The 25,285-nt window shown below is 55.3% G+C and carries 23 protein-coding genes and 3 tRNA genes; 13 read left to right on the top strand and 13 right to left on the bottom strand.

Translation table 11 applies throughout. The features are described from left to right. Positions 1-26: 26 nt before the first annotated feature. Both fhuF and LK04_RS16010 read right to left on the bottom strand, forming a co-directional pair. Complete coding sequence (gene fhuF, locus LK04_RS16020; RefSeq protein ID WP_039329539.1) at positions 27-821, bottom strand: siderophore-iron reductase FhuF; 795 nt, start codon at positions 819-821, stop codon at positions 27-29. Between the two features lie 169 nt (positions 822-990). After that, positions 991-2,085 carry a GGDEF domain-containing protein gene (locus tag LK04_RS16010; protein ID WP_039329536.1) on the bottom strand — a complete coding sequence of 365 codons (1,095 nt, stop codon included), beginning with the start codon at positions 2,083-2,085 and terminating at the stop codon, positions 991-993. A 229-nt stretch (positions 2,086-2,314) separates the two neighbouring features. On the opposite strand from LK04_RS16010, the gene LK04_RS16005 reads away from it, so the two are divergent. After that, entirely contained in the window at positions 2,315-2,599 is a 285-nt protein-coding gene (locus tag LK04_RS16005; protein ID WP_039329534.1) for a DUF1435 domain-containing protein, read from the top strand. Positions 2,600-2,697: 98 nt separating this feature from the next. Here LK04_RS16005 and LK04_RS16000 read toward each other — a convergent pair. The 4 genes from LK04_RS16000 to rsmC form a co-directional block, all read right to left on the bottom strand. Next, positions 2,698-2,784 (bottom strand) — tRNA-Leu (locus LK04_RS16000). Positions 2,785-2,818: 34 nt separating this feature from the next. Beyond that, positions 2,819-2,905, bottom strand: a tRNA-Leu gene (locus LK04_RS15995). Positions 2,906-2,935: 30 nt separating this feature from the next. After that, positions 2,936-3,022, bottom strand: a tRNA-Leu gene (locus LK04_RS15990). 144 nt (positions 3,023-3,166) lie between these two features. Next, a complete protein-coding gene (rsmC, locus tag LK04_RS15985; RefSeq protein ID WP_039329532.1) occupies positions 3,167-4,198 on the bottom strand; it encodes a 16S rRNA (guanine(1207)-N(2))-methyltransferase RsmC in 1,032 nt (343 codons plus the stop codon). Between the two features lie 254 nt (positions 4,199-4,452). Between rsmC and LK04_RS15980 the strand changes: the two genes are divergently transcribed. From LK04_RS15980 to yjjJ, 4 genes are all read left to right on the top strand, one after another. Beyond that, positions 4,453-4,863 carry a DNA polymerase III subunit psi gene (locus LK04_RS15980; RefSeq protein WP_039329530.1) on the top strand — a complete coding sequence of 137 codons (411 nt, stop codon included), beginning with the start codon at positions 4,453-4,455 and terminating at the stop codon, positions 4,861-4,863. After that, positions 4,835-5,275 (top strand): ribosomal protein S18-alanine N-acetyltransferase, encoded by a 441-nt coding sequence (gene rimI, locus LK04_RS15975; RefSeq protein WP_039329528.1) that lies wholly within the window; start codon positions 4,835-4,837, stop codon positions 5,273-5,275. The genes LK04_RS15980 and rimI overlap by 29 nt, the downstream gene beginning before the upstream one ends. An 11-nt stretch (positions 5,276-5,286) precedes the next feature. Next, positions 5,287-5,970, top strand: coding sequence for a pyrimidine 5'-nucleotidase (gene yjjG, locus LK04_RS15970; protein WP_039329526.1), 684 nt, complete (start codon positions 5,287-5,289; stop codon positions 5,968-5,970). A gap of 115 nt (positions 5,971-6,085) precedes the next feature. Then, positions 6,086-7,408: a type II toxin-antitoxin system HipA family toxin YjjJ gene (yjjJ, locus tag LK04_RS15965; RefSeq protein WP_039329586.1), complete on the top strand. Its 1,323-nt coding sequence runs from the start codon at positions 6,086-6,088 to the stop codon at positions 7,406-7,408. Here the strand turns inward: yjjJ and LK04_RS15960 are convergent. Next, positions 7,405-8,076 (bottom strand): YtjB family periplasmic protein, encoded by a 672-nt coding sequence (locus LK04_RS15960; RefSeq protein ID WP_039329525.1) that lies wholly within the window; start codon positions 8,074-8,076, stop codon positions 7,405-7,407. The genes yjjJ and LK04_RS15960 overlap by 4 nt on opposite strands. Before the next feature lie 107 nt (positions 8,077-8,183). On the opposite strand from LK04_RS15960, the gene serB reads away from it, so the two are divergent. From serB to nadR, 3 genes are all read left to right on the top strand, one after another. Continuing rightward, positions 8,184-9,161: a phosphoserine phosphatase gene (gene serB / locus LK04_RS15955; protein ID WP_039329523.1), complete on the top strand. Its 978-nt coding sequence runs from the start codon at positions 8,184-8,186 to the stop codon at positions 9,159-9,161. Positions 9,162-9,174: 13 nt separating this feature from the next. Beyond that, on the top strand, positions 9,175-10,557 hold the full coding sequence (gene radA / locus LK04_RS15950; protein WP_039329521.1) for a DNA repair protein RadA: 1,383 nt from the start codon (positions 9,175-9,177) through the stop codon (positions 10,555-10,557). A gap of 190 nt (positions 10,558-10,747) precedes the next feature. Then, entirely contained in the window at positions 10,748-11,974 is a 1,227-nt protein-coding gene (gene nadR, locus LK04_RS15945; protein WP_039329519.1) for a multifunctional transcriptional regulator/nicotinamide-nucleotide adenylyltransferase/ribosylnicotinamide kinase NadR, read from the top strand. Positions 11,975-12,027: 53 nt separating this feature from the next. Here nadR and ettA read toward each other — a convergent pair whose 3' ends face one another. Then, positions 12,028-13,695, bottom strand: a complete 1,668-nt coding sequence (gene ettA, locus LK04_RS15940; RefSeq protein ID WP_071885751.1) for an energy-dependent translational throttle protein EttA — start codon at positions 13,693-13,695, stop codon at positions 12,028-12,030. A 184-nt stretch (positions 13,696-13,879) separates the two neighbouring features. Between ettA and LK04_RS15935 the strand changes: the two genes are divergently transcribed. Beyond that, entirely contained in the window at positions 13,880-14,827 is a 948-nt protein-coding gene (locus tag LK04_RS15935) for a 2-hydroxyacid dehydrogenase (protein ID WP_039329515.1), read from the top strand. Between the two features lie 2 nt (positions 14,828-14,829). Here LK04_RS15935 and deoR read toward each other — a convergent pair whose 3' ends face one another. Then, entirely contained in the window at positions 14,830-15,594 is a 765-nt protein-coding gene (deoR, locus tag LK04_RS15930) for a DNA-binding transcriptional repressor DeoR (RefSeq protein ID WP_039329513.1), read from the bottom strand. Positions 15,595-15,956: 362 nt separating this feature from the next. Between deoR and rbsK the strand changes: the two genes are divergently transcribed. The 4 genes from rbsK to LK04_RS15910 all read left to right on the top strand — a co-directional run bounded on the left by rbsK (position 15,957) and on the right by LK04_RS15910 (position 21,015). Further along, positions 15,957-16,874, top strand: a complete 918-nt coding sequence (gene rbsK, locus LK04_RS15925; RefSeq protein WP_039329511.1) for a ribokinase — start codon at positions 15,957-15,959, stop codon at positions 16,872-16,874. Positions 16,875-16,883: 9 nt separating this feature from the next. Then, positions 16,884-18,209 carry an L-fucose:H+ symporter permease gene (gene fucP, locus LK04_RS15920; RefSeq protein WP_039329509.1) on the top strand — a complete coding sequence of 442 codons (1,326 nt, stop codon included), beginning with the start codon at positions 16,884-16,886 and terminating at the stop codon, positions 18,207-18,209. Continuing rightward, complete coding sequence (locus tag LK04_RS15915; RefSeq protein ID WP_039329507.1) at positions 18,206-19,219, top strand: aldose 1-epimerase family protein; 1,014 nt, start codon at positions 18,206-18,208, stop codon at positions 19,217-19,219. The genes fucP and LK04_RS15915 overlap by 4 nt, the downstream gene beginning before the upstream one ends. 209 nt (positions 19,220-19,428) lie before the next feature. After that, positions 19,429-21,015 carry a methyl-accepting chemotaxis protein gene (locus tag LK04_RS15910; RefSeq protein WP_039329505.1) on the top strand — a complete coding sequence of 529 codons (1,587 nt, stop codon included), beginning with the start codon at positions 19,429-19,431 and terminating at the stop codon, positions 21,013-21,015. A 70-nt stretch (positions 21,016-21,085) separates the two neighbouring features. Here the strand turns inward: LK04_RS15910 and urtE are convergent, their stop codons facing one another. Genes urtE through urtB form a run of 4 tightly spaced genes read right to left on the bottom strand, consistent with a single transcriptional unit; the run spans position 21,086 to position 25,211 of the window. Next, positions 21,086-21,784: an urea ABC transporter ATP-binding subunit UrtE gene (gene urtE / locus LK04_RS15905; protein WP_039329503.1), complete on the bottom strand. Its 699-nt coding sequence runs from the start codon at positions 21,782-21,784 to the stop codon at positions 21,086-21,088. Between the two features lies 1 nt (position 21,785). Next, positions 21,786-22,577, bottom strand: coding sequence for an urea ABC transporter ATP-binding protein UrtD (gene urtD / locus LK04_RS15900; protein ID WP_039329501.1), 792 nt, complete (start codon positions 22,575-22,577; stop codon positions 21,786-21,788). Then, positions 22,570-23,646: an urea ABC transporter permease subunit UrtC gene (gene urtC, locus LK04_RS15895; protein WP_039329499.1), complete on the bottom strand. Its 1,077-nt coding sequence runs from the start codon at positions 23,644-23,646 to the stop codon at positions 22,570-22,572. The genes urtD and urtC overlap by 8 nt, the downstream gene beginning before the upstream one ends. Then, entirely contained in the window at positions 23,646-25,211 is a 1,566-nt protein-coding gene (gene urtB / locus LK04_RS15890; protein ID WP_039329497.1) for an urea ABC transporter permease subunit UrtB, read from the bottom strand. The genes urtC and urtB overlap by 1 nt, the downstream gene beginning before the upstream one ends. Positions 25,212-25,285: the final 74 nt, after the last annotated feature.

Here is a 25,285-nt window from a genome sequence, read left to right as displayed (position 1 = left end):
AGAATCTGTAACAGAATGCGCGGAGGTTAAACCACTTTTAACGTGCAGTTACCACAACGTTCAACATCAGGAATACGATAGCGCTGGCAGCAACTACGACGTTCCATTTCACCGTTGCGCGGGATCATGGTGCGGTACAGTGGGTTGTCACTGCCATCTAAGAGTGTCTGGGTAAAGAACAGCGCCTGTTGCAACTGCGCAATAACGTGCTCAGGCAGTTGGTTTTTCAGCTCACCCAGGAACCAGTAAAATGAGAAACCCATGTTGTTCCAGATGAGTTTCGCATTGATATCACCGTGCTGCGTCATGCCGTTGACGGCGGGTATCAGACATTGCTGGATCAGGCGATCGATACGCTGCTGTGCGCTGAGGTAGCGAGCCTCGCTGTCTTCCTGCACATCAATCCAGAAGGCGCAAGGGTGACCATTCTCATGGAACTCAACATGAATCAGATGTGGCGCGCAGCTCAGTGCCCGTGGTTCCTGCAGTAGCATCAGCATCAGTGGTGAGAGCAGCAATCCAAAATACCACTGCGCCCACAGTGATTGCAGCGGCTTGGCTTCCTGCTGCACATCAGGGTGATTGCGATACAGGTAATCGCTGTAGCGCTGGGTCAGGCGGCGATAATGCACGGGTTTCGACCATTCGGCGAGCGTCAAAGTTCCGGCCGGGGCGGGTTGTCCAAGCTTCACGTTATCCAGCATGTAGCTGCGTTGATCGCGCATCAGATCTTCCAGCGCGCTCGCTAAAGTGCGGTCGCTCTGCATAAAGATCAGGGGATGCTCGCTGTAGCGATGATCCTGATGCGTGATAATCGGCATGCCGGTCCTGAGTGATAACGGGAATCGAGAAACAAATGATAATCGTTACCAGATTAATGGACAAGGTGTCATCAGCACAACCACCGTAACGTTGGCATTTAACCCGCCGGGTTTCGTACGCATAAAAAAACAGCGCGATAAATCGCGCTGCTTCGTTATATGTCTGATTTTACTGTAACTCGCTGCTCACCGAACTCAGTTTCGGCAAATCTTCCCACGCCAGAATAGTGTTTCGGCCCTGATTTTTTGCCACGTACAGTGCACGATCTGCATTCGACACCGCCTGATCAAAATCTTCAGCGAAAATCGGGGCGATGCCCGCACTGATGGTGACATGGGTAGAGACCTTTTCGTTAAAGCGGTGGGGGATCTCTAAATCCACCACGTACTGACGTATCCGCTCTGCCAGTTTCATCGCAATCGAGGCATTGACGTTGGTCATCAACACCAGAAACTCTTCCCCACCGTAACGTGTCACCACATCACGGGAACGCACCGCATCACGAATGGCAACGGAGACGCGCGCCAGGGCCTGGTCGCCCATCGCATGGCCATAGTTGTCGTTATAGGCTTTGAAGTGATCGATATCCAGCAACAACACATAATGACTACCCGCATGGTTTTCCATGATGGTATCCAGTCGATTCTTGAGTCCGCGGCGGTTGTAGAGGCCCGTCAGCGGGTCCAGCATACTCAAATCGCTGAAACTCTCTTTTTCCTCATACAGTTGGCTCACCAGGCGTCGCGTAAACGTATCAAAGCGGCGGCGCATTAAATGGTGCAATGAGAAACCGATTAATGGCAGGGCAATAGTGAATATGATCATCACTAAATGCTGGCCATCATCTAATAACAGCACAGTTAATACTGGCGGCGTAATGTGTAAACAGAATGCAATCAAATAATCACTCAGCGCAATCGCACTGACAAAGAACACGCTTAACAAGCTGATTATTAAAAAGCTGCCATCGAAATAAAAAACCTGATGATATCTATGGTTAATATGCCAGGCCCACAGCGCACCTAATATCAGGGCGACAGGATTTAATAGCGGTAATTTTTGTTTTGGCATCACTAAACAGATTGTCAGTAATGTCAGGCTAAAAGCGGCGACCAACCCCACTGGCAGCGAACTTACCGGGCTATCTGTGCCTAAAAAAGGTAACAGGCAAAAAAGCGAAACGGCGACATTTAAAAACAAAAAAAGCATCAGCGAAAGCCGATATTTGCTGTGTTTCAACTCATCATAAGATTGTAATTTCATTATTATTACTCGTGACAGCCCTGAAATATCAAAGCGCTACCCGAGGGAATTAATCCCGCAAACCGGATAGTGAGCACGTTATTGTTGTGTTATTGAAAATGTTATCGGCGGCAATTTAGCATTTTTCAGTAAATCTGTCATCCAACGTCACTTAGCTAAAAAAAATCGCTGCAAGATGAGAAATGTTGTCATATGATAATACGAATATTTATCATTTGAGGGTTGCGCGATGATCATGGCGATGATGGCCGCCTGCGGCTTATGGGGTGTGAGCTGGATGATGGGTAAACGCCTGGACAGTGGCTGGGGTGTGTTACTGCCGTGTGCGGCACTGCCGATTTTTGCGTTGTGGGAACCGAGCTTTAGTCAGTGGCGCGTGGTAATGATTGTTGCGCTGCTGCTCACGGTGGTCATGCTGTTCCACCATCGTTTACGTCACTATTTACTGCTGCCTTCTTGTCTGGCACTGGCGGGCGGCGCGGCTGCCATCACGGTGAACTTCCATATCATCTAATGCCGTTTGCTGAACGGCAGAAACGACAACATCACGCAAAGGCGTGATATTTTCATTTTCTAAATAGGGGATTTTACTGCCAGATAAGTAAGACAACGTGGTGCGAAGGGAGGGACTTGAACCCTCACGTCCGTAAGAACACTAACACCTGAAGCTAGCGCGTCTACCAATTCCGCCACCATCGCATTGTGTTGTCTTTTTTTGTTTATACCATCGCATTGGTGCGAAGGGAGGGACTTGAACCCTCACGTCCGTAAGAACACTAACACCTGAAGCTAGCGCGTCTACCAATTCCGCCACCATCGCTCAGTGCTATGATATAAACTTTGTGATTATTGGTGCGAAGGGAGGGACTTGAACCCTCACGTCCGTAAGAACACTAACACCTGAAGCTAGCGCGTCTACCAATTCCGCCACCATCGCGTACCGTGCAACACCCTAAAGTATTGCTAACCACGGAGGCGCATTCTAGAGATTTTACTCATTGCGTCAATACATATTTCGCGACGATGAAACGATTGCTGCAAAAAACAACGTTTTCACCGTCGCGCTGATGCAATCGCGCCATTAACGCGTTTTGGCACCACGACCGTATACCGCGCGGTACACCTTAAAGCGTCCGGTTTGGGCCAGCACTTCGTGGTTACCAAAGGTTTCATCCAGAATCTGCGGATAGGGCAGGAAGGCGTTGGCGACGATACGCAGTTCGCCGCCGCTGTTCAGATGCTTCAGTGCACCGCGAATCAGCGTGTTGGCCGCGTCCAGACTGGTTTGCAGGCCATCGTGGAACGGCGGGTTGGAGATGATCATATCGAAACGACCGGTGACATCCGAGAAGACGTTACTGGCGAAGACTTCACCCTCTAACTCGTTAGCAGCCAGTGTGAGTTTACTGGCTTCAATCGCTGCTGCATGAACATCACATAACCACAGGCGCACGCGCGGTGAGATCTGTGCCAGTACTGTCGCCAGCACGCCGCTTCCGCAACCGATATCCAGCACTTTACCGCGTGCATGCGGTTCCAGCGTCGAGAGCAGCAGATCGCTGCCGATATCCAGACCATCGCGGCTGAACACGCCAGGGAGCGTATGGATAGTGAGATGCTCAATCATGTAAGTGTTGCCATAGCTGCTGGCATCGAAGCTTGGCTGCTTATCCAGACGACCATGATACAGTCCGCAGCGGCGAGCGCTATCGACTTTCTCCAGCGTTGCCCACGCTTCCAGCATGCCTTCTGCGCTGCGCACACCGGCGCGGTTTTCGCCGATGACAAAAATATCGCAGCCAACAGGCAGTAATGACAGCAAGTTCTGCAACTGGAACTGCGCTTCGGGCTTGTTTTTCGTCCAGTAATAAACCAGCGTATCGCAGCCAGCGACATCATCAGCAGTCGCTACCATGCTGTAAACCGCTCGTTCACCGAGGCGACGGCTCAGGTTCTGCCAGTGATGGTACTGCTGGGTATGCACACGTGTAGAGGCCGTTTCCAGCTGGGCAGGCAGGTCATCCTGCAGGTCGCCAGCAAAAAGCACATGGCGGGTGGTAAATTCATCACTGTGGCGCAGAATGACTTCGCTGGCCGGGGTAAAAGCAGACATGGAACACTCCTGTTAAATCAGAGCAGCGATTATATACACGTCATACTTCAAGTTACAGGTGCGTTGGCGACTCTCGCTCACCGAATCACTTACCTAAAGTAAGCTCATCGGACTCACTCCTTTCCCCTCCTTCCTGAACCAAGAGTAGGCCCCATGAGGGGACTCGAATTATTTTGGGTATTGTGCATTGTTGGCGCATGTTCGATGGGTTTGCTAGCATAGCGTCGCATTCTGGCAGCATAACGGGTAACAGCATGAGTACAAGACGCGACTGGCTCCTACAGCAAATGGGGATTACGCAGTACCAATTGCGGCGTCCACGCGTGCTACAGGGCGAAATTGCTGTCACGCTGACGCCGGGTACACGTTTGGTGATGGTGACTGAACAGGCTCCTGAGTTGCAAGAACCGCTGATTCGCGACGTGCTGCGCGTGCTGAACATCCAGCCTGCTCAGGTCATGACGCTGACGCCAGAACAGCTGCCCATGCTGCCCGAGCAGGTCGATTGTGCCGGCTGGCTAATGGGCGTGGAGAGCGAACATCCCTTTAACGGCATCACCTTTACCACTGCCGTTTTCAACGAATTGATCAGCAGCGGTGCGGCAAAACGCGCCCTGTGGCAACAGATGTGTAACCATGACAACCATCTCTTTAGTCACCCCTGAAGACCAGCCGCTACTGCTGGCCATTGAACGCCGTAGCCACGCTTTCCCATGGAGCGAGCAAACTTTTGCCAGCAATCAGGGCGAACGTTTTGTTAATTTTCGCCTCGAAGCCGAGGGTAAACTGGCGGGATTCGCCATCACCCAAGTGGTGCTGGATGAAGCCTCGTTGTTCAATATCGCCGTCGATCCCGATTTTCAGCGCCGCGGTTATGCACGCCAGCTGTTACAGCATTTGATTGCTGAGCTGGAAGCGCGCGAAGTGATGACGCTGTGGCTGGAAGTGCGGGCCTCGAATCATCCGGCGATTGCACTGTACGAACTGCTCGATTTTCATCAGGTCAGTATCAGGCCCAACTATTATCCCACCGCCAATGGGCGTGAAGATGCCATCATCATGGCGCTAACGCTGTAAAAAGGGACATTATGCTAAACGACTGGGAATGCATCCTGTTCGATGCAGACGACACACTTTTTCATTTTGACGCCTATGCCGGTTTGCAACGCATGTTCGCCCGTTATGACGTGCAGTTCAGCGACCAGGATTACGCGGATTACCAGGCGATCAATAAACCGCTGTGGGTGGATTACCAAAACGGCACCATTTCAGCCTTACAGCTACAGACTCGCCGCTTCACGCTATGGGGTGAGAAACTCAGCGTGGCACCAGAAGTGCTGAACAGTGATTTTCTCGGAGCCATGGCGGAGATCTGCTTGCCGCTTGAAGGGGCTGCCGAGTTACTGAACACGCTGAAAGGCAAGGTGAAAATCGCCATCATCACCAATGGCTTTACCGCGTTGCAGCAGGCACGCCTGGAACGCACCGGTTTCCGTGACTTCTTTGATGAATTGATCATTTCGGAGCAGGTCGGTGTACCCAAGCCCGATGTGGCGATTTTCGATCATACATTGCAGTTACTCGGCAACCCAGATCGTAGCCGCGTGCTGATGGTGGGCGATACGCCAGAATCCGACGTTCTGGGTGGCATGAACGCGGGAGTGAAAACCTGCTGGATCGATCACGGCACACGCCCGCTGCCGGAACACATCACGCCAACCTGGCAGGTCAAAAACCTGGCGGAACTGCAGGCGTTGCTGACTAATAGCTAAAAGTATCTATTCACTGTTGATGTGCATTTATCGTAAAAAGCCCGCCGTGCGGGCTTTTTTTTTGAAAGTATCTATGCATAAATCTATTCATGAATCTATTCATGAGATGATGGTTATGGTGGATTTGCAGAACTTCTTGCTAGCAGGACCGCTGAGTGCCGCCGAGCTGCTACAACGGTCGGGCGTGAGCCAGGCGACATTATCGCGTCAGTTGCGGCAACAGCCGCACATCATTAAATGGGGCCGGGCACGCGCCACTCGTTATGCTTTGCTTCGTCCGATTCAGGGTGAAAATCAATTTCCGCTCTACTGCATTTCCGCTCAAGGGCAGGCCATGTCAGCCGGTTATCTGTTGCCGACATGGCCACAAGGCAGTTGCCTGTATCTTGACCAGCATGAACGCGGTCATTTCTATGATGGTTTACCCTGGTTCTTACAGGACTTGCGACCGCAGGGATTTATTGGTCGTCAATGGGGCATAGAACATGCAGCACAGCTGGGATTAAATGATGACATTCGGTTATGGAGTGATGAGCAGTGCTTAATGGCGCTGGCAAACGGTGGAATCGATATGCCGGGTGCGTTTCTCATCGGTGAGCGCCCTTACCAACGCTGGTTGCTGCAGGCGTCTCCGCAACCCATTCGCGAAGTGGAGAAAGTTAATCGCTATCCGCAGCTGGCGCAGCATGCGTTGAGCGGTGACGAGCCAGGATCGTCAGCAGGGGGGGAACATCCCAAATTTCTCTGCTTTGCTGATACTCCAAACGGCGCCCGCCACTGCCTGGTGAAATTCACTGCCTCACGGCAAGGCGATAATGCTCAACGATGGCGTGATTTAGTGCGCGCTGAGCATCTGGCACTACGGCATTTAAATGCCGGTGGCCTGGCCGCGGCAGATAGCCAGTTAATTGAAAGTGAAGATCAGCTTTTTCTCGAAGTGCAGCGTTTTGACCGTACGGGTGAGCGCGGTCGGCACGAGATGGCTTCACTGGAAGCGGTCAGTGCGGAATTTATCGGCCACCCACAGCACTGGCCTGATGCGCTTCGAGAGTTACATCAGCAACGTCGTATTGACGATGAGTCGCAACATCGTGGCACCTTGCAATGGGCATTTGGTCGCCTTATTGCCAATAGCGATATGCATGCAGGTAATTTGTCGTTCTTCACCGGGCATGAGCCTTTTAGCCTGACTCCAGCTTACGACATGCTGCCGATGGCTCTGGCGCCCAATTCGCAGGGGCACATGCGTATGGAAGTCAAACTGACGTTGGATTTCTCGTTGTCCGCTGAAGTATGGCGCGCTGCCAGCGCAATGGCAAAAACCTACTGGCAGGCAATTGAAAGTGATGAACAGTTCAGCCTCGATTTTCGGCAAATTGCTGCACATGCCTTGCAGCAGTTAACTGCGTTAGCTGCAACGCTGAACAAAATGGCTTAACTCTTTTTTTCATTCTCAGCGGTTGCGACCGCTTCTTCTTCCTCTTTGTCCTCTTTCACTGCGCGGCTGGCGGTGAGCAAGAACGGCGACTGCTGCCAACGGGTGCGGCGATCACGCAGCAAGGTACGGGTCAGGATGATGCCAATCGCCAGCGCCAGCAGCATCATCAGGCGCAGGATGTTGGTGGTGTTATCCACCTGGCGCGATTCGGTGACCAGTACGTGGGTATCGAGGGTGACGCGCAGGAAACCTTGTGGTCCCTCTTTGCCTTCCAGCGGCTGCACAATTTGATGATTGAAATAGCTACCGGCACGTTTGCCGTCCAGCGCCAGACGATCGCGCACGTTAATGCTTTCGCCGCTGTGGGCCACCAGACTGCCATCATCGGCATACACTGAGGCATCCAAAATGCGGCTGTTATCCGTCATCTGATCCAGGATAGCTTCGATCTGCGTGCGGTTATCGTCGCTGTTGTCCATCAGTGGTTTCAGGCTAAACGCCACCTGACGTGTCAAGGTGTGCGCCAGTTCTTCCACCTGTTCAGAGCGCGCCATTTGATGGCCGAGACTGAACCAGGATGCCCCTTGCATCAGCACCACTAACAGGGCCAGCGAGATAAGAACAATCACCGTGCGATGCAGGCGAAATTTCAGTGCGGTTTTAACCATCAGGAACCCGTGTGACGTAACAGCAGAAAGGCTGGCAATTATGTTGCCAGAACCCGCGCAGACAAGGTAGCCTCTTGCGTGGTTTTGTTGTCCCTACAGGAGCTGTAATGCCAAATCGTCTTACCTGGTGCGATCTGCCCGCCGATGTTTCACTTTGGCCGGGTCTACCCCTTTCCCTCAGCGGTGATGAAGTGATGCCGCTGGATTACCGTGCCGGTCGAACTGGCTGGTTGCTGTATGGGCGTGGGCTCGATAAACAAAAACTGACCGATTATCAGCATCTGCTGGGTGCGGCGATGGTGATCGTCAGCGCGTGGAACGTCGATGAATATCAGGTGATTCGTCTGGCCGGTTCACTGACACCGCGTGCCGCTAAACTGGCGCATGATGCCGGTTTTGATGTGGCACCGCTCGGCAAAATCCCGCATCTGAAAACCCCTGGGTTACTGGTGATGGACATGGATTCGACCGCCATTGAGATCGAATGCATTGATGAGATCGCTAAACTGGCGGGCTGCGGCGAGCAGGTTTCGGAAGTCACCGAACGCGCGATGCGTGGCGAACTGGACTTCAAAGCCAGCCTGCGTGAACGCGTGGCGAAACTGGCGGGTGCTGATGCCAACATCCTCAAGCAGGTGCGTGACACGCTGCCGCTGATGCCGGGCCTGACCACGCTGGTGCAGAAACTGCAGGCGCTGGGCTGGCAGGTGGCGATTGCTTCAGGCGGCTTTACCTACTATGCCGATTATCTGCGCCAGACGCTGCACCTGACGGCAGCGGTGGCTAATGAGCTGGAAATGCGCGATGGCAAGCTGACCGGCGAAGTGCTGGGGCAGATTGTGGATGCCCAATTTAAAGCCGATACCCTGAAAAATCTCGCCGAACGTTATGAGATCGCCCCAGAGCAAACCGTGGCGATTGGCGACGGCGCGAACGATCTGCCGATGATTAAAGCGGCGGGTCTGGGTATTGCTTACCATGCTAAACCGAAAGTGAATGAGCAGGCGTCGATCATCATCCGCCATGCCGATTTGATGGGTGTATTCTGCATCCTGACCGGCAGCCTGATTCACGAAGAGCGTTAACAGAGGATTTGATTTGGCCAAAGCGGCAAAACGCGCCTTCGTTTGTAACGAATGTGGCGCTGATTATCCGCGCTGGCAGGGGCAATGCAGCGCCTGCCAGGCGTGGAACACCATCACCGAGGTGCGCATTGCCGCCTCGCCCGCGGCTGCGCGCAACGACCGTCTGACGGGCTATGCCGGGAATGCCGGTGCCAGTCGGGTGCAGAAGCTGTCAGAAATCAGCCTTGAAGCCTTGCCGCGTTTCTCCACCAGTTTTAAAGAGTTCGACCGCGTACTCGGTGGCGGCGTGGTGCCGGGCAGTGCGATTTTGATTGGTGGTAATCCCGGTGCCGGTAAATCCACCTTGTTGCTGCAGGTGATGTGTAAGCTGGCAGAAGGGATGAAAACCCTGTACGTCACCGGTGAAGAATCACTGCAACAGGTGGCAATGCGTGCCCATCGTCTGGGATTACCCACCGAAAACCTGAATATGTTGTCGGAAACCAGCATCGAGCAGATCTGTCTGATCGCCGAGCAAGAGCAGCCAAAGCTGATGGTGATCGACTCAATCCAGGTGATGCATATGGCGGATATCCAGTCTTCGCCGGGCAGCGTCGCGCAGGTGCGTGAAACCGCGGCATACCTGACGCGCTTCGCCAAAACGCGCGGCGTGGCCATTGTGATGGTGGGGCACGTCACCAAGGATGGCTCGCTGGCCGGTCCGAAAGTGCTGGAGCACTGTATCGACTGTTCGGTGCTGCTGGATGGTGATGCCGATTCTCGCTTCCGCACCCTGCGCAGCCATAAAAACCGCTTTGGTGCGGTGAACGAGTTAGGCGTGTTCGCCATGACCGAGCAGGGCATGCGTGAAATCAGTAACCCGTCAGCTATTTTCCTGTCGCGCGGTGACGAAGTGACGTCCGGCAGTTCGGTGATGGTGGTGTGGGAAGGATCGCGTCCGTTGCTGGTGGAGATCCAGGCGCTGGTGGACCATTCGATGATGGGCAACCCGCGCCGTGTTGCTGTGGGTCTGGAACAGAACCGTCTGGCGATCTTGCTGGCGGTGTTGCACCGTCATGGCGGCTTGCAGATGGCGGACCAGGATGTGTTCGTCAACGTGGTGGGTGGCGTAAAAGTCACGGAAACCAGTGCTGACCTGGCGTTGTTGCTGGCAATGGTGTCGAGCCTGCGCGATCGCCCGCTGCCACAGGATCTCGTGATCTTCGGCGAGGTGGGGTTAGCCGGTGAGATCCGCCCGGTGCCGAGCGGTCAGGAGCGTATTTCTGAAGCGGCCAAGCACGGCTTCAAACGTGCGATTGTGCCGGCAGGGAATGCGCCGAAGAAGACCATTGATGGCATGAAGGTGTACAGCGCCAAGAAGCTGGCGGATGCGCTGGCGATATTGGATGAGCTGTAAAGTGGTCTGATGCCCTCACCCTAACCCTCTCCCACAGGGAGAGGGAACCGAAAGCAGGGGCTGTGAGCTCGCATTCAGAGTCACGCTTTTGCAAGATGCACAGATTTCTCCCTCGCCCGCTTGCGGGAGAGGGCCGGGGTGAGGGCCAACGCGCACCACACCCCATTTTTTTCCACGCAGGAGGCACCAAATGTCATCATTCGACTACCTGAAAACAGCCATACGCCAGCAGGGCCATACGCTGCAGCAGGTTGCAGATGCCAGCGGGATGACCAAAGGCTACTTAAGCCAGTTGCTGAATGCCAAAATTAAAAGCCCGAGCGCGCAGAAGCTGGAAGCACTGCACCGTTTTCTCGGACTGGAATTCCCACGCCGTGACAAAACCGTCGGCGTGGTGTTCGGTAAGTTCTACCCGCTGCACACCGGGCATATCTATTTGATTCAGCGCGCCTGTAGCCAGGTCGATGAGTTGCACATCATCATGGGCCATGACGATCCGCGCGATCGTGAACTGTTTGAAAACAGCGCCATGTCGCAGCAGCCAACCATCAGCGACCGTCTGCGCTGGCTGCTACAGACCTTCAAATACCAGAAAAATATCCGTATTCACTCCTTTGATGAAGAGGGGATCGAACCCTATCCGCATGGCTGGGATGTGTGGAGTGAAGGGGTGAAAAAATTCCTGTCAGAACAGGGGATTGAACCCGATTGCATCTATACCAGTGAAGAGCCTGACGCGGCGATGTATCAGCAGCACCTCGGCATTCCTACCGTGGTGGTGGATCCTAACCGATCCTTTATGAACATCAGCGGCGGGCAGATTCGTCAGGATCCGTTCCGTTACTGGGAGTACATCCCCACCGAAGTGAAGCCGTTCTTTGTGCGCACCGTGGCGATCCTTGGTGGGGAATCCAGCGGCAAATCGACGCTGGTGAACAAGCTGGCGAATATCTTTAATACCACCAGTGCCTGGGAGTATGGCCGTGATTATGTCTTCTCACACTTGGGTGGGGATGAGATGGCGCTGCAATACTCCGACTACGACAAAATCGCACTGGGGCAGGCGCAGTACATCGATTTCGCGGTGAAATACGCCAGCAAAGTCGCGTTTATTGATACCGACTTCATCACCACCCAGGCGTTTTGCCTGAAGTATGAAGGGCGTGAGCATCCGTTCGTGCAGGCGCTGATTGATGAGTATCGTTTCGATCTGGTGATTCTGCTGGAGAACAATGTGCCTTGGGTGGCGGATGGCTTGCGTAGCCTCGGCAGCTCAATGGATCGCCGTGAGTTTCAGTCGATGCTGGTCACCATGCTGCGTGAAAACAACATTGAGTTCGTCCACGTCAAAGAGGATGACTACGATGCACGCTTCCTGCGCTGCGTTGAGTTGGTGAAACAGATGCTGGGGGGATGATCTTCACAGCCATAAAAAAGGCGCCAATCGGCGCCTTTTTCACATCATAACCATTACTTCGCCATACGCTTGTACTTGATACGCTTTGGCTCCAGCGCGTCAGCGCCGAGGGTGCGTTTCTTGTACTCTTCGTATTCGGTAAAGTTACCTTCGAAGAACTCCACTTTGCCTTCATCCTGATAATCGATGATGTGCGTGGCGATACGGTCAAGGAACCAACGGTCATGCGAGATCACCATGGCACAGCCTGGGAATTCCAACAGGGCGTTTTCCAGCGCGCGCAGGGTTTCGATGTCCAGGTCGTTGGTCGGTTCATCGAGCAGCAACAGGTTGCCGCCGACCTGCAGTAGTTTCGCGAGGTGCAGACGACCACGCTCACCACCAGACAGTTCGCCAACACGTTTGCCCTGATCGGTACCTTTGAAGTTGAAGCGACCGACATAGGCGCGGCTTGGCATCTCAACGTTGCCGACACGCATAATGTCCTGACCGCCCGAGACTTCCTCGAACACGGTTTTCGAATTGTCCATGGCGTCACGGAACTGATCCACTGACGCCAGCTTGACGGTTTCGCCCAGCTCGATGGTACCGGAATCTGGCTGTTCCTGACCGGACATCATGCGGAACAGCGTGGATTTACCCGCACCGTTTGGACCGATGATGCCAACAATTGCACCCTTCGGCACAGAGAAGCTCAGGTCATCAATCAGGACACGATCGCCATACGATTTGTTCAGGTTGGTCACTTCCAGCACTTTATCGCCAAGGCGCGCACCAGGTGGAATGAACAGTTCGTTGGTTTCGTTACGTTTCTGGTATTCGGTGTTGTTCAGCTCTTCGAAGCGCGCCAGACGGGCCTTGCCCTTAGACTGACGGCCTTTCGCGCCCTGACGAACCCACTCCAGCTCTTTCTCAATCGACTTGCGACGCGCCGCTTCAGAAGAGGCTTCCTGCGCCAGACGCTGATCTTTCTGCTCCAGCCAGGAGGAGTAGTTACCTTCCCACGGAATACCTTCACCGCGGTCCAGCTCCAGAATCCAGCCTGCAACGTTATCCAGGAAGTAACGGTCGTGCGTAATCGCTACCACGGTGCCTTCGAAGTCGTGCAGGAAGCGTTCCAGCCAGGCCACGGATTCTGCATCCAGGTGGTTAGTCGGTTCATCCAGCAGCAGCATGTCTGGTTTTTCCAGCAGCAGGCGGCACAGCGCGACGCGGCGGCGCTCACCACCGGACAGGTTGCCAATTTTGGCATCCCAGTCTGGCAGACGCATCGCATCAGCAGCACGGTTCAGCTGGGTGTCGAGGTTGTGGCCATCGTGTGCCTGGATCACTTCTTCCAGACGACCCTGTTCTGCCGCCAGCTTGTCGAAATCCGCGTCCGGATCAGCGTACAGGGCGTACACTTCATCAAGACGTTTCAGCGCCCCAACCACTTCAGAAACCGCTTCTTCCACAGATTCACGCACGGTGTGCTCTGGGTTAAGTTTCGGTTCCTGTGGCAGATAGCCCACTTTGATGCCCGGTTGTGGGCGTGCTTCCCCTTCGATATCGGTATCGATACCGGCCATGATGCGCAGCAGGGTGGATTTACCCGCGCCATTCAGGCCGAGTACACCGATTTTGGCGCCAGGGAAGAAGCTAAGAGAGATGTTCTTCAGGATGTGACGCTTCGGCGGAACCACTTTGCCGACGCGATGCATGCTATAGACGAATTGAGCCACGTTGTAATGAGCCTCTGGTCTGTGAATGGTGGAACTTCAGATGGTGAAGTTTAGCCGTTTTCACCCGGCAATCACAGCCGCATGGCGTTGAATCTTCTGGAGTGGGGTAACAGAGCCGATAACTGATTGATTCTCACTCAACAGTCGCTATGCTGCTTTTTTGCCTGAAAACGGAGGGAGTTCGATGAAAGTGCTGATTGCAGCAGATGAACATGCCTGGGGTGGATTGATTCCCGCGATCCGCCAGACGTTACCTGATATGGAATTTATCGCCTCGGCGGGCCATGCGGCGGAGAGCCTGGCCGGTTTCGATGCGCTGATCCCCGGCATGTGTCGTGTGGATGCACGGTTAATCGCCACTGCCGATCGACTAAAGCTGATTCAGCAGGCGGGCGTCGGGCTGGAAGGTGTTGATCTTGCGGCGGCAAAGCAAGCCGGCATTATGGTGGCGAATGTCCCTTCCGATAATTCAGGCAATGCCGATTCAGTGGCGGAGCTGGGTATCTGGATGATGATTGGGCTGGCGCGTCGCCAGCATGAGATTGCCGATTGCCTTGCACAGCAGAGGCTCGGACAGCCAATTGGATTGGGACTGATGGGCAAAACCGTCGGGCTGGTGGGATTAGGTGGCATCGGCAAAGCGCTGGCGAAGCGCCTTGCCCCGTTTGGTATGCGTATGATTGGCGTAAAACGCGAGGCGGATGAAGCCTTTGCGCGTCAGCATCAGCTCGACTGGCTCGGCACAATGTCGCAGCTACCGGAACTGCTGCAGCAGGCGGACTTTGTGGTGCTCAGCCTGCCAGACAACGCCGATACTCATAACATCATCAACGCGGATGCGCTGGCGCAGATGAAACAGGACAGTTTCCTGGTTAATCTCGGACGCGGTGGGTTGATAGAGAAACAGGCATTTCTGGCGGCGCTGGAGAGCAAAAAATTAGCTGGGGCCGGGGTGGATGTGTTCTGGCAGGAGCCGCCCGATCCGCAGGATCCGGTGTTCCGCTATAACGTGATCGCCACCCCGCACATTGGTGGCGTGACGGACATTTCCCTGGCAGGCAACATCAAAGGGATCTGCGATAACCTGCGCCGTCTGCGCGATGGCGACGCGGTGATCGATCGTAAAGCCTGATCTCAAGGTAGGCGCAGTGGGATATTCTGTTGCGCCAGCCAGTTTTTCAGCGCCGCTTCTGGCGCACTGTCACTCACCAGCAGATCAAAACGACGCAGCTCACCGATGCGGGCGGGCAGTACTTTGCCAAATTTGCTGCTATCGGCCACCAACACACGGGTGCGCGCCCGTAACATGGCGTGATGCTTCATGGCTAATTCATTGATGTTATAGCAGGTTGCGCCCTGTTCCTGATCGATGCCCGCTGCCGAGATAAAGGCCAGCGTGGGGCAGAGATCGTCGAGGATCGAGTGGGCACCGATCGGCGTGAACAGCGCGTTATCGGCATGAAACTCTCCGCCGCTCAGGATCACATTACAGGCCGGTTTCTCTTTCAGCGCGAGAAAGGTATTCATGGCGCAGCAAATCGCGGTGAAGGGCAAGGCGTCCGGGATAGCATCCACGATGTAGGGCAAGGTGGTACCGCAGTCAAAAAACACCGTATCGTTTTCGCTGATCAAACTTGCCGCCACCTGCGCCAGACGTTGTTTACGTGCGGCGTTTTGGCTGTGTTGGTCGGAGATAAAATAGTGTCCGGCGTGGCTTTTCGGATCGCTGACAATATACCCCCCCAACAGTACGACCGCCGAAGCCGGTTCCGTCAGATCGCGGCGAATCGTCATCTCTGATACACCCAGCAATTGAGCCGCATCTTTCAGGTGCAGCTTGTCGGTACGCTTCAGCGCCTGTGCCAGCTTGTGAATTCGTTCGTCGCGCCGGGTTTCCATGATGATCTCTATTAATTGAGTAGGCTGAGGTCGAGGATGCTGAAGGTGAAATCACGATAAATGATAAAAATTTTAATAATTTGCGACACATTCAGCACACCGATTTTCAATATTACCTGTAATGGGATCGGCCCGCAAACCTCTCTCTCCGGTCCGTGATGGCCGTTTCGCTTAACGCTATCTCTGCAACACGATGATGTTACATTGTTAGAATAATAACACTCTCGCTCGGTAATCTGTGGCGTTATATCGCTTTTGTTGATGATGTTGAGGTGTGAATTTTGTCACATTACAACCTTAATTTAACTGTTATTGTTAATTTAATAACATTATAAGGTTAAAAATTCACCGGGGAGTTAACAATGGATATCGCGGTTATTGGGTCAAATATGGTGGACCTTATTACCTACACCAATCAGCTACCGAAAGCCGGGGAGACGCTGGAAGCTCCCGATTTCGCTATCGGCTGCGGAGGGAAAGGGGCAAATCAGGCGGTGGCAGCAGCGAAAATGGGCGGTCGCGTGATGATGGTGAGCAAAGTGGGCGACGATCTGTTTGCGCCTAACACTGTGGCGAACCTCAAACAGCAGGGCGTGGATACCCAATATGTGACCACCGCAGCGGGAACGTCCAGCGGCGTGGCGCCCATCTTCGTTGATGATCAATCACAGAATCGCATTTTGATTATCAAGGGTGCCAATCAGCTGCTCAAACCAGCCGACATCGATGAGGCCGCTGAGGCGCTGAAAGCCTGCAAGCTGATCATCCTGCAGTTAGAAATCCCGCTGGAAACCGTCTATTACGCCATCGATTTTGCGCGCCAGCACGATATCAAAGTGATCCTTAACCCGGCACCAGCGGTGGCGAATCTCGATATTGAATATGCCTGCAAGTGCGACTTCTTTATGCCCAATGAAACCGAACTGGAGATCCTCACGGGCATGCCGGTGGGCACTGATGATGAGGTGAAACGGGCAGGGCAGACGCTGCTTAAGCGCGGTCTGAAAAACCTGATTATTACCCTCGGAGGGCGCGGTTCACTATGGATGGCGGGTGACACTCTGCACCATGTGGCCCCCACGCCAGTGAAGGCAGTGGACACCAGCGGTGCAGGTGATGCCTTTATCGGCTGCTTTGCGCATGTCCTGGTGAACAGCGGTGATGTCGCGGCGGCGATGGCGCAAGCCTCGGCCTACGCCGCTTGCAGCGTGACCGGTCGCGGTACGCAGCGTTCCTATCCTGACGCGGAAACCTTCCAGCGTTTTCTCAACGTACACTGAGGTCGAGCTATGCAACCGAACATTGTTCAGCAACCTGACGGCTATCTGAATAAGACGCCGCTGTTTCAGTTCATTTTGCTCTCGTGCCTGTTCCCGTTGTGGGGCTGTGCTGCGAGCCTGAACGACATCCTGATCACCCAGTTCAAAAGCGTGTTCGCGTTGAGCGACTTTGCCAGCGCACTGGTGCAGAGTGCGTTTTACGGCGGCTATTTTCTGATTGCGATCCCGGCTTCTTTGGTGATCCGCAAAGCCACTTACAAGCTGGCGATCCTGATGGGTCTTGTGCTCTACATTGTGGGTTGCGTGCTGTTTTATCCCGCCTCGCACATGGCCACTTACACCATGTTCCTTGCGGCGATTTTCGCCATCGCCATTGGCTTAAGCTTCCTCGAAACCGCAGCTAATACCTACAGCTCAATGATTGGGCATCGCGATCACGCCACGCTGCGTCTCAATATCAGCCAGACGTTCTATCCGATTGGCGCGCTGATGGGCATCGTGTTGGGCAAGTATCTGGTGTTCCAGGACGGTGAAAGCCTGCATGCGCAAATGGCGGGCATGAACGCGGAGCAGGCGCATGCTTTCCGTCTCAGCATGCTGGAACATACATTGGAACCTTATAAATATCTGGTGATGGTGTTAGTGGTGGTGATGTTGCTGTTCCTGTTCACTCGCTATCCCCGCTGCAAACCTCAGTCGAGCGAAAAGTCGCTGCCTTCACTGGGTGAGACCTTCCGCTATCTGGCGGGGAATCGTCACTTTAAGCGCGGTATCGTCGCGCAGTTCCTGTATGTCGGGATGCAGGTAGCCGTCTGGTCCTTTACCATTCGTCTGGCCTTGACGCTGGGGGCGACCAACGAACGTCATGCCTCTAACTTTATGATTTACAGCTTTATCTGTTTCTTCATTGGTAAGTTTGTCGCTAACTTCCTGATGACGCGCTTCCGTGCAGAGAAAGTGCTGATTGCCTACTCAGTCCTCGGTGTCATCACCCTCGCGTGGGTGATGTTTGTCCCCAACTTTACTGCGGTGTACGCGGCGGTATTTGTGAGCGTGCTGTTCGGACCATGCTGGGCCACCATCTATGCCGGCACGTTGGCTACGGTGGATAACAAGTACACGGAAGTCGCGGGTGCTTTCATCGTGATGTCGATTGTGGGTGCCGCCTTTATTCCGGCCATTCAGGGCTTTGTTTCCGATCATCTGGGATCGATGCAGTTGGCGTTCGGCGTTTCGCTGCTGTGTTTCGCGTGGGTCGGCTTCTACTTCTGGGGCGAGCTGCGCCATAAAAACCAGGCGATTCAGGCAGGCCGTTTAGTGGAGGAGATGCCATGAAAACCCGTTTACCGTTGCGCCGGGAGCAGTTCCATGAAACGCCCAGCACGCTGCTGCACAATGCGACTTTCCACGTCGAGTTATTCCGCTATCCGGCGGGTGTTGAAGCGGTACGCATCAGCAACCTGCGCGGTACGGTGATTGTGCTGCCGTTTTACGGGCAGATGGTGTGGGATGCCAGCTTTGATGGCCACTCGCTGACCATGGGGCACAGTTTCAAACAGCCGCTGCTCGGCAGCTCGATTATCGATACCTATGGCTGTTTTGCCTTTCATTCGGGTTTGCTGGCCAACGGTTGCCCGGCCCCGGAGGATGACCATCCGCTGCACGGTGAAATGGCCTGCGCCCGCATGGACAGCGCATGGATCGTGCTGGAGCAGGATCGTGTGTCGTTGGAAGGCGAAACTGAGTATGTGAAAGGTTTTGGCCATCACTACTTAGCCTCTCCGGCGGTGCGGTTGCATGCCGACACGCCGCGCCTGCAGATTGAAATGAACGTCACCAATCTGGCGGGAGCACCGATGCCGCTACAGTATATGTGTCATCTGAACAGCGCCTGGCTGGCAAATGGCCGCTTTAAGCAGTCGATCCCACAGGATGCCTTTCAGTTACGGACGTCGATTCCAGCCCATGTGAAGCCGACACCGCAGTGGAGCGCCTATACCGATCAACTGGCGCGCGATCCGCAAGCATTCCAGCAGTTGGGTCAGCCGGAAATGTGCGATCCTGAGATTGTGTTCTTTGCCGATAATTTGCCGCAGTACGGCAACGAAGTGCAGTTTGAGTTGCATGCGCCGGAAGGCTTCGCACTGATGACCCGCTTCGATAGCCGCCAGTTCCCGCATGCCACGCGCTGGATGCTGTACAACCACGATCAGCAGGTCGCGGCCTATGTGCTGCCCTCCACCTGCCGACCGGAAGGATTTAAGGCGGCGCAGCGTGCCGGCACGCTGATTGAATTGGCTCCAGGTGAGAAGCGCCACTTTAGCGTGGAGACGGGAATTCTGTAATTTTTTTGACGGCGGGGGGCCTGAAGCATGAAGGCCCAGCGGTAACGCCGTCTGGGACCGCACAGAGGCTGGCGGTCCTCGTGCGTGCTGTCATAAAACTGTCACGCAATATCCTCGCCAATCGTATAAAGCCCATCCCCCTGTTGGACGATAACTCCTGCGACATTCGTCACAGTCGTTCTCCTCTCTTTTTACCAGGGTTCAGATTTATGAAGCTCAACCAGTTTAAAATTGGCCAGCGGCTGGGGTTTCTCGCCACGCTGCTGCTTTTCGCAACGTTGTTGATGGGACTGCATGGACTGCAAGTCAATATGCAGGCGCTGGAAAACAATCAAGACGTGATGGCACGTGAAGTCTTGATTGCTGACAGCATCGACACCGCGCGCAGTGCGCAGGTGCAGTTCAAGATACAAGTGCAGGAGTGGAAAAATACCCTGTTACGCGGCACGCAAGGGCAGGAGACCTTCGATAAGTACAAAAAGGCGTTTTTGAAAGAGAGCCAGCAAACGCAGGCGCTGCTGAGTAAGTTAAGTCAAATCCAGACAGCGCTGGGGCTGCCTAATGCACCAGTTGAGCAGGCACGCCAGGTGCATGCAGGGCTGGAGAGCCAATATCTGGCGGCGCTGGAAAACTACCGCATCAGCGACAGTAGCAGCGCCACCCGCGTTGACCATCTGGTGACAGGGATTGACCGCGCACCCACGCAGCAAATCGACGATCTGGTGGCTGCCACCCTGAAGCGCGCGCAGCAGATGCATCAGGAGATCGAGGCGAATAACCTCGCCCACTACCAGAAAACCCGCATGCTGCTGCTCATCGCCATGGTCTGTATTCTGCTGGTGGGTATCGGCATCACCGCCTGGCTGGTGCAAAGCATCACCCGCCCTTTGAAGCAGGCGATCAACGTGGCAAAAACCGTGGCCGCTGGAGATCTGCGTGCGCAAATTGAAGTATCAGGACGCGATGAAACCGCGCAACTGATGGCGGCACTGCGCGACATGAACCACAACCTGACGCGCATCGTCACTGGTGTGCGATCCGGCACCGAAGCGATTGCGGATACCACCGATCAGGTGGCGCATGGCAGCCGTGAATTGTCGGCGCGCAATGAAGCGCAGGCAAGCGCACTGGAAGAGACGGCGGCTTCCATGGAACAGTTGACGTCGGTGGTCAAAAACAACGCCGAGAATGCACGTCATGCCAGCGACATCGCCCGGGATACACGCCAGCGCGCCGGAGAAGGCGGTGAGGTGGTGGAAAAAGTGGTGGTGGCGATGGGGGAAATTCACCAGTTCTCGCGTGAGATCAACGAGATCGTCACGGTGATCGATGGCATCGCGTTCCAGACCAATATTCTGGCATTGAATGCTGCTGTCGAGGCGGCCCGAGCTGGCAACGATGGCCGTGGCTTTGCCGTGGTGGCTTCAGAAGTGCGGGCGCTGGCACAGCGATCGGCCTCCGCCGCGCGTGATATTCGTGGCCTCACCGATCGATCGGTGAATCTGATTGCGCAGGGCAACACGCTGGTTAAAGGGGCGGGATCGTCAATGCAGGAGATTGTCGAAAGCGTGAAGCAGTTGTGTGAGCTGATGGAAAATATCTCGGCAGCCAGCGCGGAACAGAGCGTGGGGATCGAGCAGGTGAATCTGGCGGTGACGCATATGGATGCGGCGACACAGCAGAATGCCACGCTGTCACAGCAATCAGCACAGTCAGCACGTGCGCTGAATCAACAGGTCGGCTCGCTGGTGGAGAATATCAGCGTGTTCCAACTGGATACAAAACCGGCGCACTAATTTCTGGTAATAAATGGCGCCGCTGCGGCACTGGGCTGTAGCGGCGCGATTCATCGCGCGTTTCAATATATTAAATCGCCACCAACCCGCGTACGCCCTCGGCTTCCATATTGGCACCTGCGCCACGTTGTACAATCTCCCCGCGCGACATCACCAGATAGCTGTCGGCCAACTCGGCGGCGAAATCGTAAAACTGCTCCACCAGCAGGATCGCCATGTCACCGCGCTGTGCTAACTGGCGGATCACCGCGCCGATCTCTTTGATCACCGACGGTTGGATCCCTTCGGTGGGTTCATCGAGGATCAATAACTGCGGTTTACAGGCCAGCGCACGCCCGATCGCCAACTGTTGTTGTTGCCCGCCAGAAAGATCGCCGCCGCGTCGTGCTTTCATCTCTCGTAGCACCGGGAACAGTTGGTAGATCTCCTCTGGCACCGTTTTGGCCTGCGATCCGGAAAAACGAGCCAGCCCCATCAGCAGGTTCTCTTCCACCGTCAGACGCGGGAAAATTTCACGCCCCTGTGGCACATAAGCGATCCCAGACTGCACGCGCTGATGCGGTTTACGGCTATTGATCACTTTATCCTGCCAGCGAATTTCACCGGACTTCGCGGGGATCAACCCCATCAGGCACTTCAGCAGTGTGGTTTTCCCCACGCCGTTGCGACCCAGCAGGCAGGTAATCTCGCCTGATTTAGCCTCAAAAGAGAGACCGCGCAGAATGTGGCTGCCGCCGTAATATTGGTTCAGTTCGGAGACTTGTAGCATCTTAACGCCCCAGATAAACGTCGATAACGCGATCGTCCGCCTGCACTTCGCGTAACGATCCCTCCGCCAGCACCTGGCCTTGATGCAACACCGTGACATGATCGGCGATAGTTTCCACAAAGCCCATATCGTGTTCGACCACCATCAGCGAGTGCTTGCCTGCCAGGCTACGAAACAGTTCGGCGGTGTACTCAGTTTCTGCATCGGTCATGCCCGCTGCGGGTTCGTCGAGCAGCAGCAGATGGGGGTCTTGCACCAGCAGCATGCCGATTTCAAGAAACTGCTTCTGGCCGTGCGACAGCAAACCCGCCTTGCGTTGGCGTTCGCCTCCGAGTCGCAGCAGTTTCAGCACTTCATCAATGCGGTCTTGCTGCTCGCCATTGAGCTTTGCCCGCAAGCTGGCCCACACGGATTTATCATTTTTCAGCGCGATCTCCAGATTCTCAAACACCGTTAACGCTTCAAACACCGTGGGTTTCTGGAACTTACGGCCAATGCCAGCGCGCGCGATCTCCACCGGTGACATTTTGGTGAGATCGGTGTCCTGGTCGTAGATCACTTGCCCGTTATCAGGACGGGTTTTGCCGGTGATCACATCCATCAAGGTGGTTTTGCCCGCGCCGTTGGGGCCGATCACACAGCGCAGTTCGCCAACGCCGATCTTCAGTGACAGATCGGTCAGGGCGCGGAAGCCATCAAATGAGACGTTGATCTTCTCCAGCTGCAGCACCGGATCGCTCTGATCGCGGTGGCGGTCTGCTGGATGGGGTTGGGTAAACAGTTGCTCAGTCATCACGCCTCCGGCGCAGCAGGCCAATCACACCACGCGGCAGGAACAGCGTGACGAGGATAAACATCAGGCCGAGGAAGAACAGCCAGTATTCCGGGAAGGCAACGGTAAACCAACTTTTGGCTCCGTTGACAATCGCCGCACCTAACAGCGGGCCAATCAAGGTACCGCGACCGCCCAGCGCCACCCAAATGGCCGCCTCAATCGAGTTGGTGGGGGACATTTCACTGGGGTTAATGATGCCCACCTGCGGCACATACAGGGCGCCAGCCAGCCCGCACAGTACGGCGGAGAGCGTCCAGACAAACAGCTTGAATCCTTTAGGATCATAACCGACGAACATCAGGCGGTTTTCTGCATCACGCACTGCGGTGAGTACACGGCCAAACTTGCTGCGTGCCAGCGCGAAGCCAATCCCCAGACTGATCAGCAGCAACAGCACGGTGGCGATAAACAGTCCGATGCGGGTGCCGGTGGCGGTGACATTAAAGCCGAGCAGGGTGGTGAAGCCGGTGAAGCCGTTGTTGCCACCGAAGCCGGTTTCATTGCGGAAGAACAGCAGCATGCCCGCGTAGGTCAGCGCTTGCGTCATGATCGAGAAGTAAACGCCTTTGATCTTTGAGCGGAAGGCGAAGAAGCCAAACACCAGCGCCAGCAAGCCGGGCACCAGCATGATCAGACACAGCGCCCAGGCAAAGTGCTGGGTACCGGCCCAGAACCACGGCAGCTCGTTCCACGACAGGAATGACATAAACGCCGGTAAGCCCTCGCCAGAGGCCTGACGCATCAGGTACATGCCCATGGCATAGCCGCCCAACGCGAAGAACAGGCCGTGCCCGAGCGACAGTAATCCGGCATAGCCCCACACCAAATCCAGTGCTACCGCGACGGTGGCATAGCAGAGAATTTTCCCCACCAGCGTCAGCGTGTAGGTGGAGATCGCCAACGGGTGCGTGGCGGGCAACAAGGCGCAGAACGGCATGATCAACAGCAGCGCGGTGACCACGATGCCGAGGCCGATGCTGAGGCGCGGCGCTTTGCGCGCCAGCGTTAAGGTGATGGGTTGGCTCATTAGTCGATGACCCTCCCTTTAAAGGCAAACAGGCCCTGTGGACGTTTCTGAATAAACAGCACGATCAACACGAGGATGAGGATTTTACCCAGCACCGCACCAATTTGCGGTTCCAGTACTTTGTTGAGAATGCCGAGGCCAAAGGCCGCCACCACGGTGCCCGCCAGTTGCCCGACACCACCCAGCACTACCACGAGGAACGAGTCGATGATGTAGCCCTGGCCGAGTTCGGGGCCGACGTTACCCAACTGCGATAACGCCACGCCGCCGAGTCCTGCAATGCCAGAACCGAGGCCGAATGCCAGCATATCGATGCGCCCGGTGGGCACGCCGCAGCAATCGGCCATGGCGCGGTTTTGCGTCACGGCACGCACGCTGAGGCCCAAGCGCGTTTTGTTCAGCAGCAGCCAGGTGAGGCCTAACACGGCAAACACGAACAGGATCACCGCGATACGGTTGTACGGCAGCACCAGGTTGGGCAGGACCTGCAAGCCGCCAGAGAGCCAGCCTGGGTTAGCCACTTCGAGGTTTTGCGCGCCGAACAGCATGCGCACCAGTTGGATCAGCATCAGGCTGATGCCCCAGGTGGCGAGCAGCGTTTCCAGTGGGCGGCCGTACAGGTGACGGATAATGGTGCGCTCCAGCAGCATACCGATGCCCGCAGTGACCAGGAATGCCACCGGCAGGGCCAGCAGCGGATACCACGCCAGCCACTGTGGCGCGAACTGCTGGAACAGGTTCTGCACAAACCAGGTGGCATAGGCACCCAGCATCAGCATCTCGCCGTGCGCCATGTTGATGACGCCGAGCAGGCCGTAGGTGATCGCCAGACCGAGAGCAGCCAGCAGCAGGATCGAGCCGAGAGAGAGACCGGTAAAGGCCTGGCCCAGCAGATCGCCCCACATCAGCCGATGTTTGATCTGTTGCAGGCTGGCGGTTGCTGCCGCGCGTACCTGGGCATCCGGCTCATTGCTGGCTTGCGTTAAACGATTGAGGCTAGCCTGCATATTGGGATCGCTGGATTCCCCAAGTAGCGTAACTGCTTTGAGGCGCACGGCGGCATCCGGGCTGGCCAGTTGCAGGTTGGCCGCGGCCATGGCTAATACAGCATGTACCTGTGCGTCTTTTTCGACGGCGAGGCGTTGTTCAATCAGCGGAAGCTGATCGGCGGCTCCGTCGTTTTGTAACTGTTGTGCGGCGCGCAGGCGCAGGGCCGGGTCATCACTCACCAGCTGGTGGGCGGCGAGGGCGCTGGCGATCAGCACGCGCAGACGGTTGTTCATAAACAGCTTTTTGGTGTCACCATTGGGGTGTTGCGCGCTGTCTAGCGGGGTGAAGGTGTTAGCCTGTTGGCTGAACGGCTGTTTGTCCTGGTCAATGACCACGCTTTCGTTGCGCAGTGCCTGCAGCAGCGGCACGCGGCTCGCCTGCGGTGCAGCGGCCCACTTTTGCAGTAGCGTGGCTTGTTCGGTGCGACTGGCGGCAGCGAAGTCAGCGCCATCGCCCGCCTGAGCCAGCCAAGGCAGGAGCAGCAGCAGACAGCAAAGATAACGGCGGATTGTCATGGTGATGATCCTGTTGAACTGAAGCGGCGTTGAAAATGGTCGCCAAAATTGGCGACCCTACGGAGTCCGCGCAA

It is taken from the genome of Pantoea vagans, assembly GCF_001506165.1.
Classification (GTDB): domain Bacteria; phylum Pseudomonadota; class Gammaproteobacteria; order Enterobacterales; family Enterobacteriaceae; genus Pantoea; species Pantoea vagans_C.
The sequence above is the reverse complement of the archived record's forward strand: the minus strand, read 5'-3'. Positions and strand labels throughout refer to the sequence as shown.

Coding starts and splice junctions, on each gene's coding strand:
- LK04_RS15935 (WP_039329515.1), top strand. CDS start 13,880: ATGAAAGTGCTGATTGCAGCAGATGAACATGCCTGGGGTGGATTGATT.
- rbsK (WP_039329511.1), top strand. CDS start 15,957: ATGGATATCGCGGTTATTGGGTCAAATATGGTGGACCTTATTACCTAC.
- LK04_RS15960 (WP_039329525.1), bottom strand. CDS start 8,076: ATGGTTAAAACCGCACTGAAATTTCGCCTGCATCGCACGGTGATTGTT.
- LK04_RS15915 (WP_039329507.1), top strand. CDS start 18,206: ATGAAAACCCGTTTACCGTTGCGCCGGGAGCAGTTCCATGAAACGCCC.
- deoR (WP_039329513.1), bottom strand. CDS start 15,594: ATGGAAACCCGGCGCGACGAACGAATTCACAAGCTGGCACAGGCGCTG.
- urtE (WP_039329503.1), bottom strand. CDS start 21,784: ATGCTACAAGTCTCCGAACTGAACCAATATTACGGCGGCAGCCACATT.
- LK04_RS15910 (WP_039329505.1), top strand. CDS start 19,429: ATGAAGCTCAACCAGTTTAAAATTGGCCAGCGGCTGGGGTTTCTCGCC.
- serB (WP_039329523.1), top strand. CDS start 8,184: ATGCCAAATCGTCTTACCTGGTGCGATCTGCCCGCCGATGTTTCACTT.
- yjjG (WP_039329526.1), top strand. CDS start 5,287: ATGCTAAACGACTGGGAATGCATCCTGTTCGATGCAGACGACACACTT.
- rimI (WP_039329528.1), top strand. CDS start 4,835: ATGACAACCATCTCTTTAGTCACCCCTGAAGACCAGCCGCTACTGCTG.
- urtD (WP_039329501.1), bottom strand. CDS start 22,577: ATGACTGAGCAACTGTTTACCCAACCCCATCCAGCAGACCGCCACCGC.
- urtB (WP_039329497.1), bottom strand. CDS start 25,211: ATGACAATCCGCCGTTATCTTTGCTGTCTGCTGCTGCTCCTGCCTTGG.
- yjjJ (WP_039329586.1), top strand. CDS start 6,086: ATGGTGGATTTGCAGAACTTCTTGCTAGCAGGACCGCTGAGTGCCGCC.
- rsmC (WP_039329532.1), bottom strand. CDS start 4,198: ATGTCTGCTTTTACCCCGGCCAGCGAAGTCATTCTGCGCCACAGTGAT.
- LK04_RS16010 (WP_039329536.1), bottom strand. CDS start 2,085: ATGAAATTACAATCTTATGATGAGTTGAAACACAGCAAATATCGGCTT.
- fucP (WP_039329509.1), top strand. CDS start 16,884: ATGCAACCGAACATTGTTCAGCAACCTGACGGCTATCTGAATAAGACG.
- LK04_RS15980 (WP_039329530.1), top strand. CDS start 4,453: ATGAGTACAAGACGCGACTGGCTCCTACAGCAAATGGGGATTACGCAG.
- fhuF (WP_039329539.1), bottom strand. CDS start 821: ATGCCGATTATCACGCATCAGGATCATCGCTACAGCGAGCATCCCCTG.
- LK04_RS16005 (WP_039329534.1), top strand. CDS start 2,315: ATGATCATGGCGATGATGGCCGCCTGCGGCTTATGGGGTGTGAGCTGG.
- nadR (WP_039329519.1), top strand. CDS start 10,748: ATGTCATCATTCGACTACCTGAAAACAGCCATACGCCAGCAGGGCCAT.
- urtC (WP_039329499.1), bottom strand. CDS start 23,646: ATGAGCCAACCCATCACCTTAACGCTGGCGCGCAAAGCGCCGCGCCTC.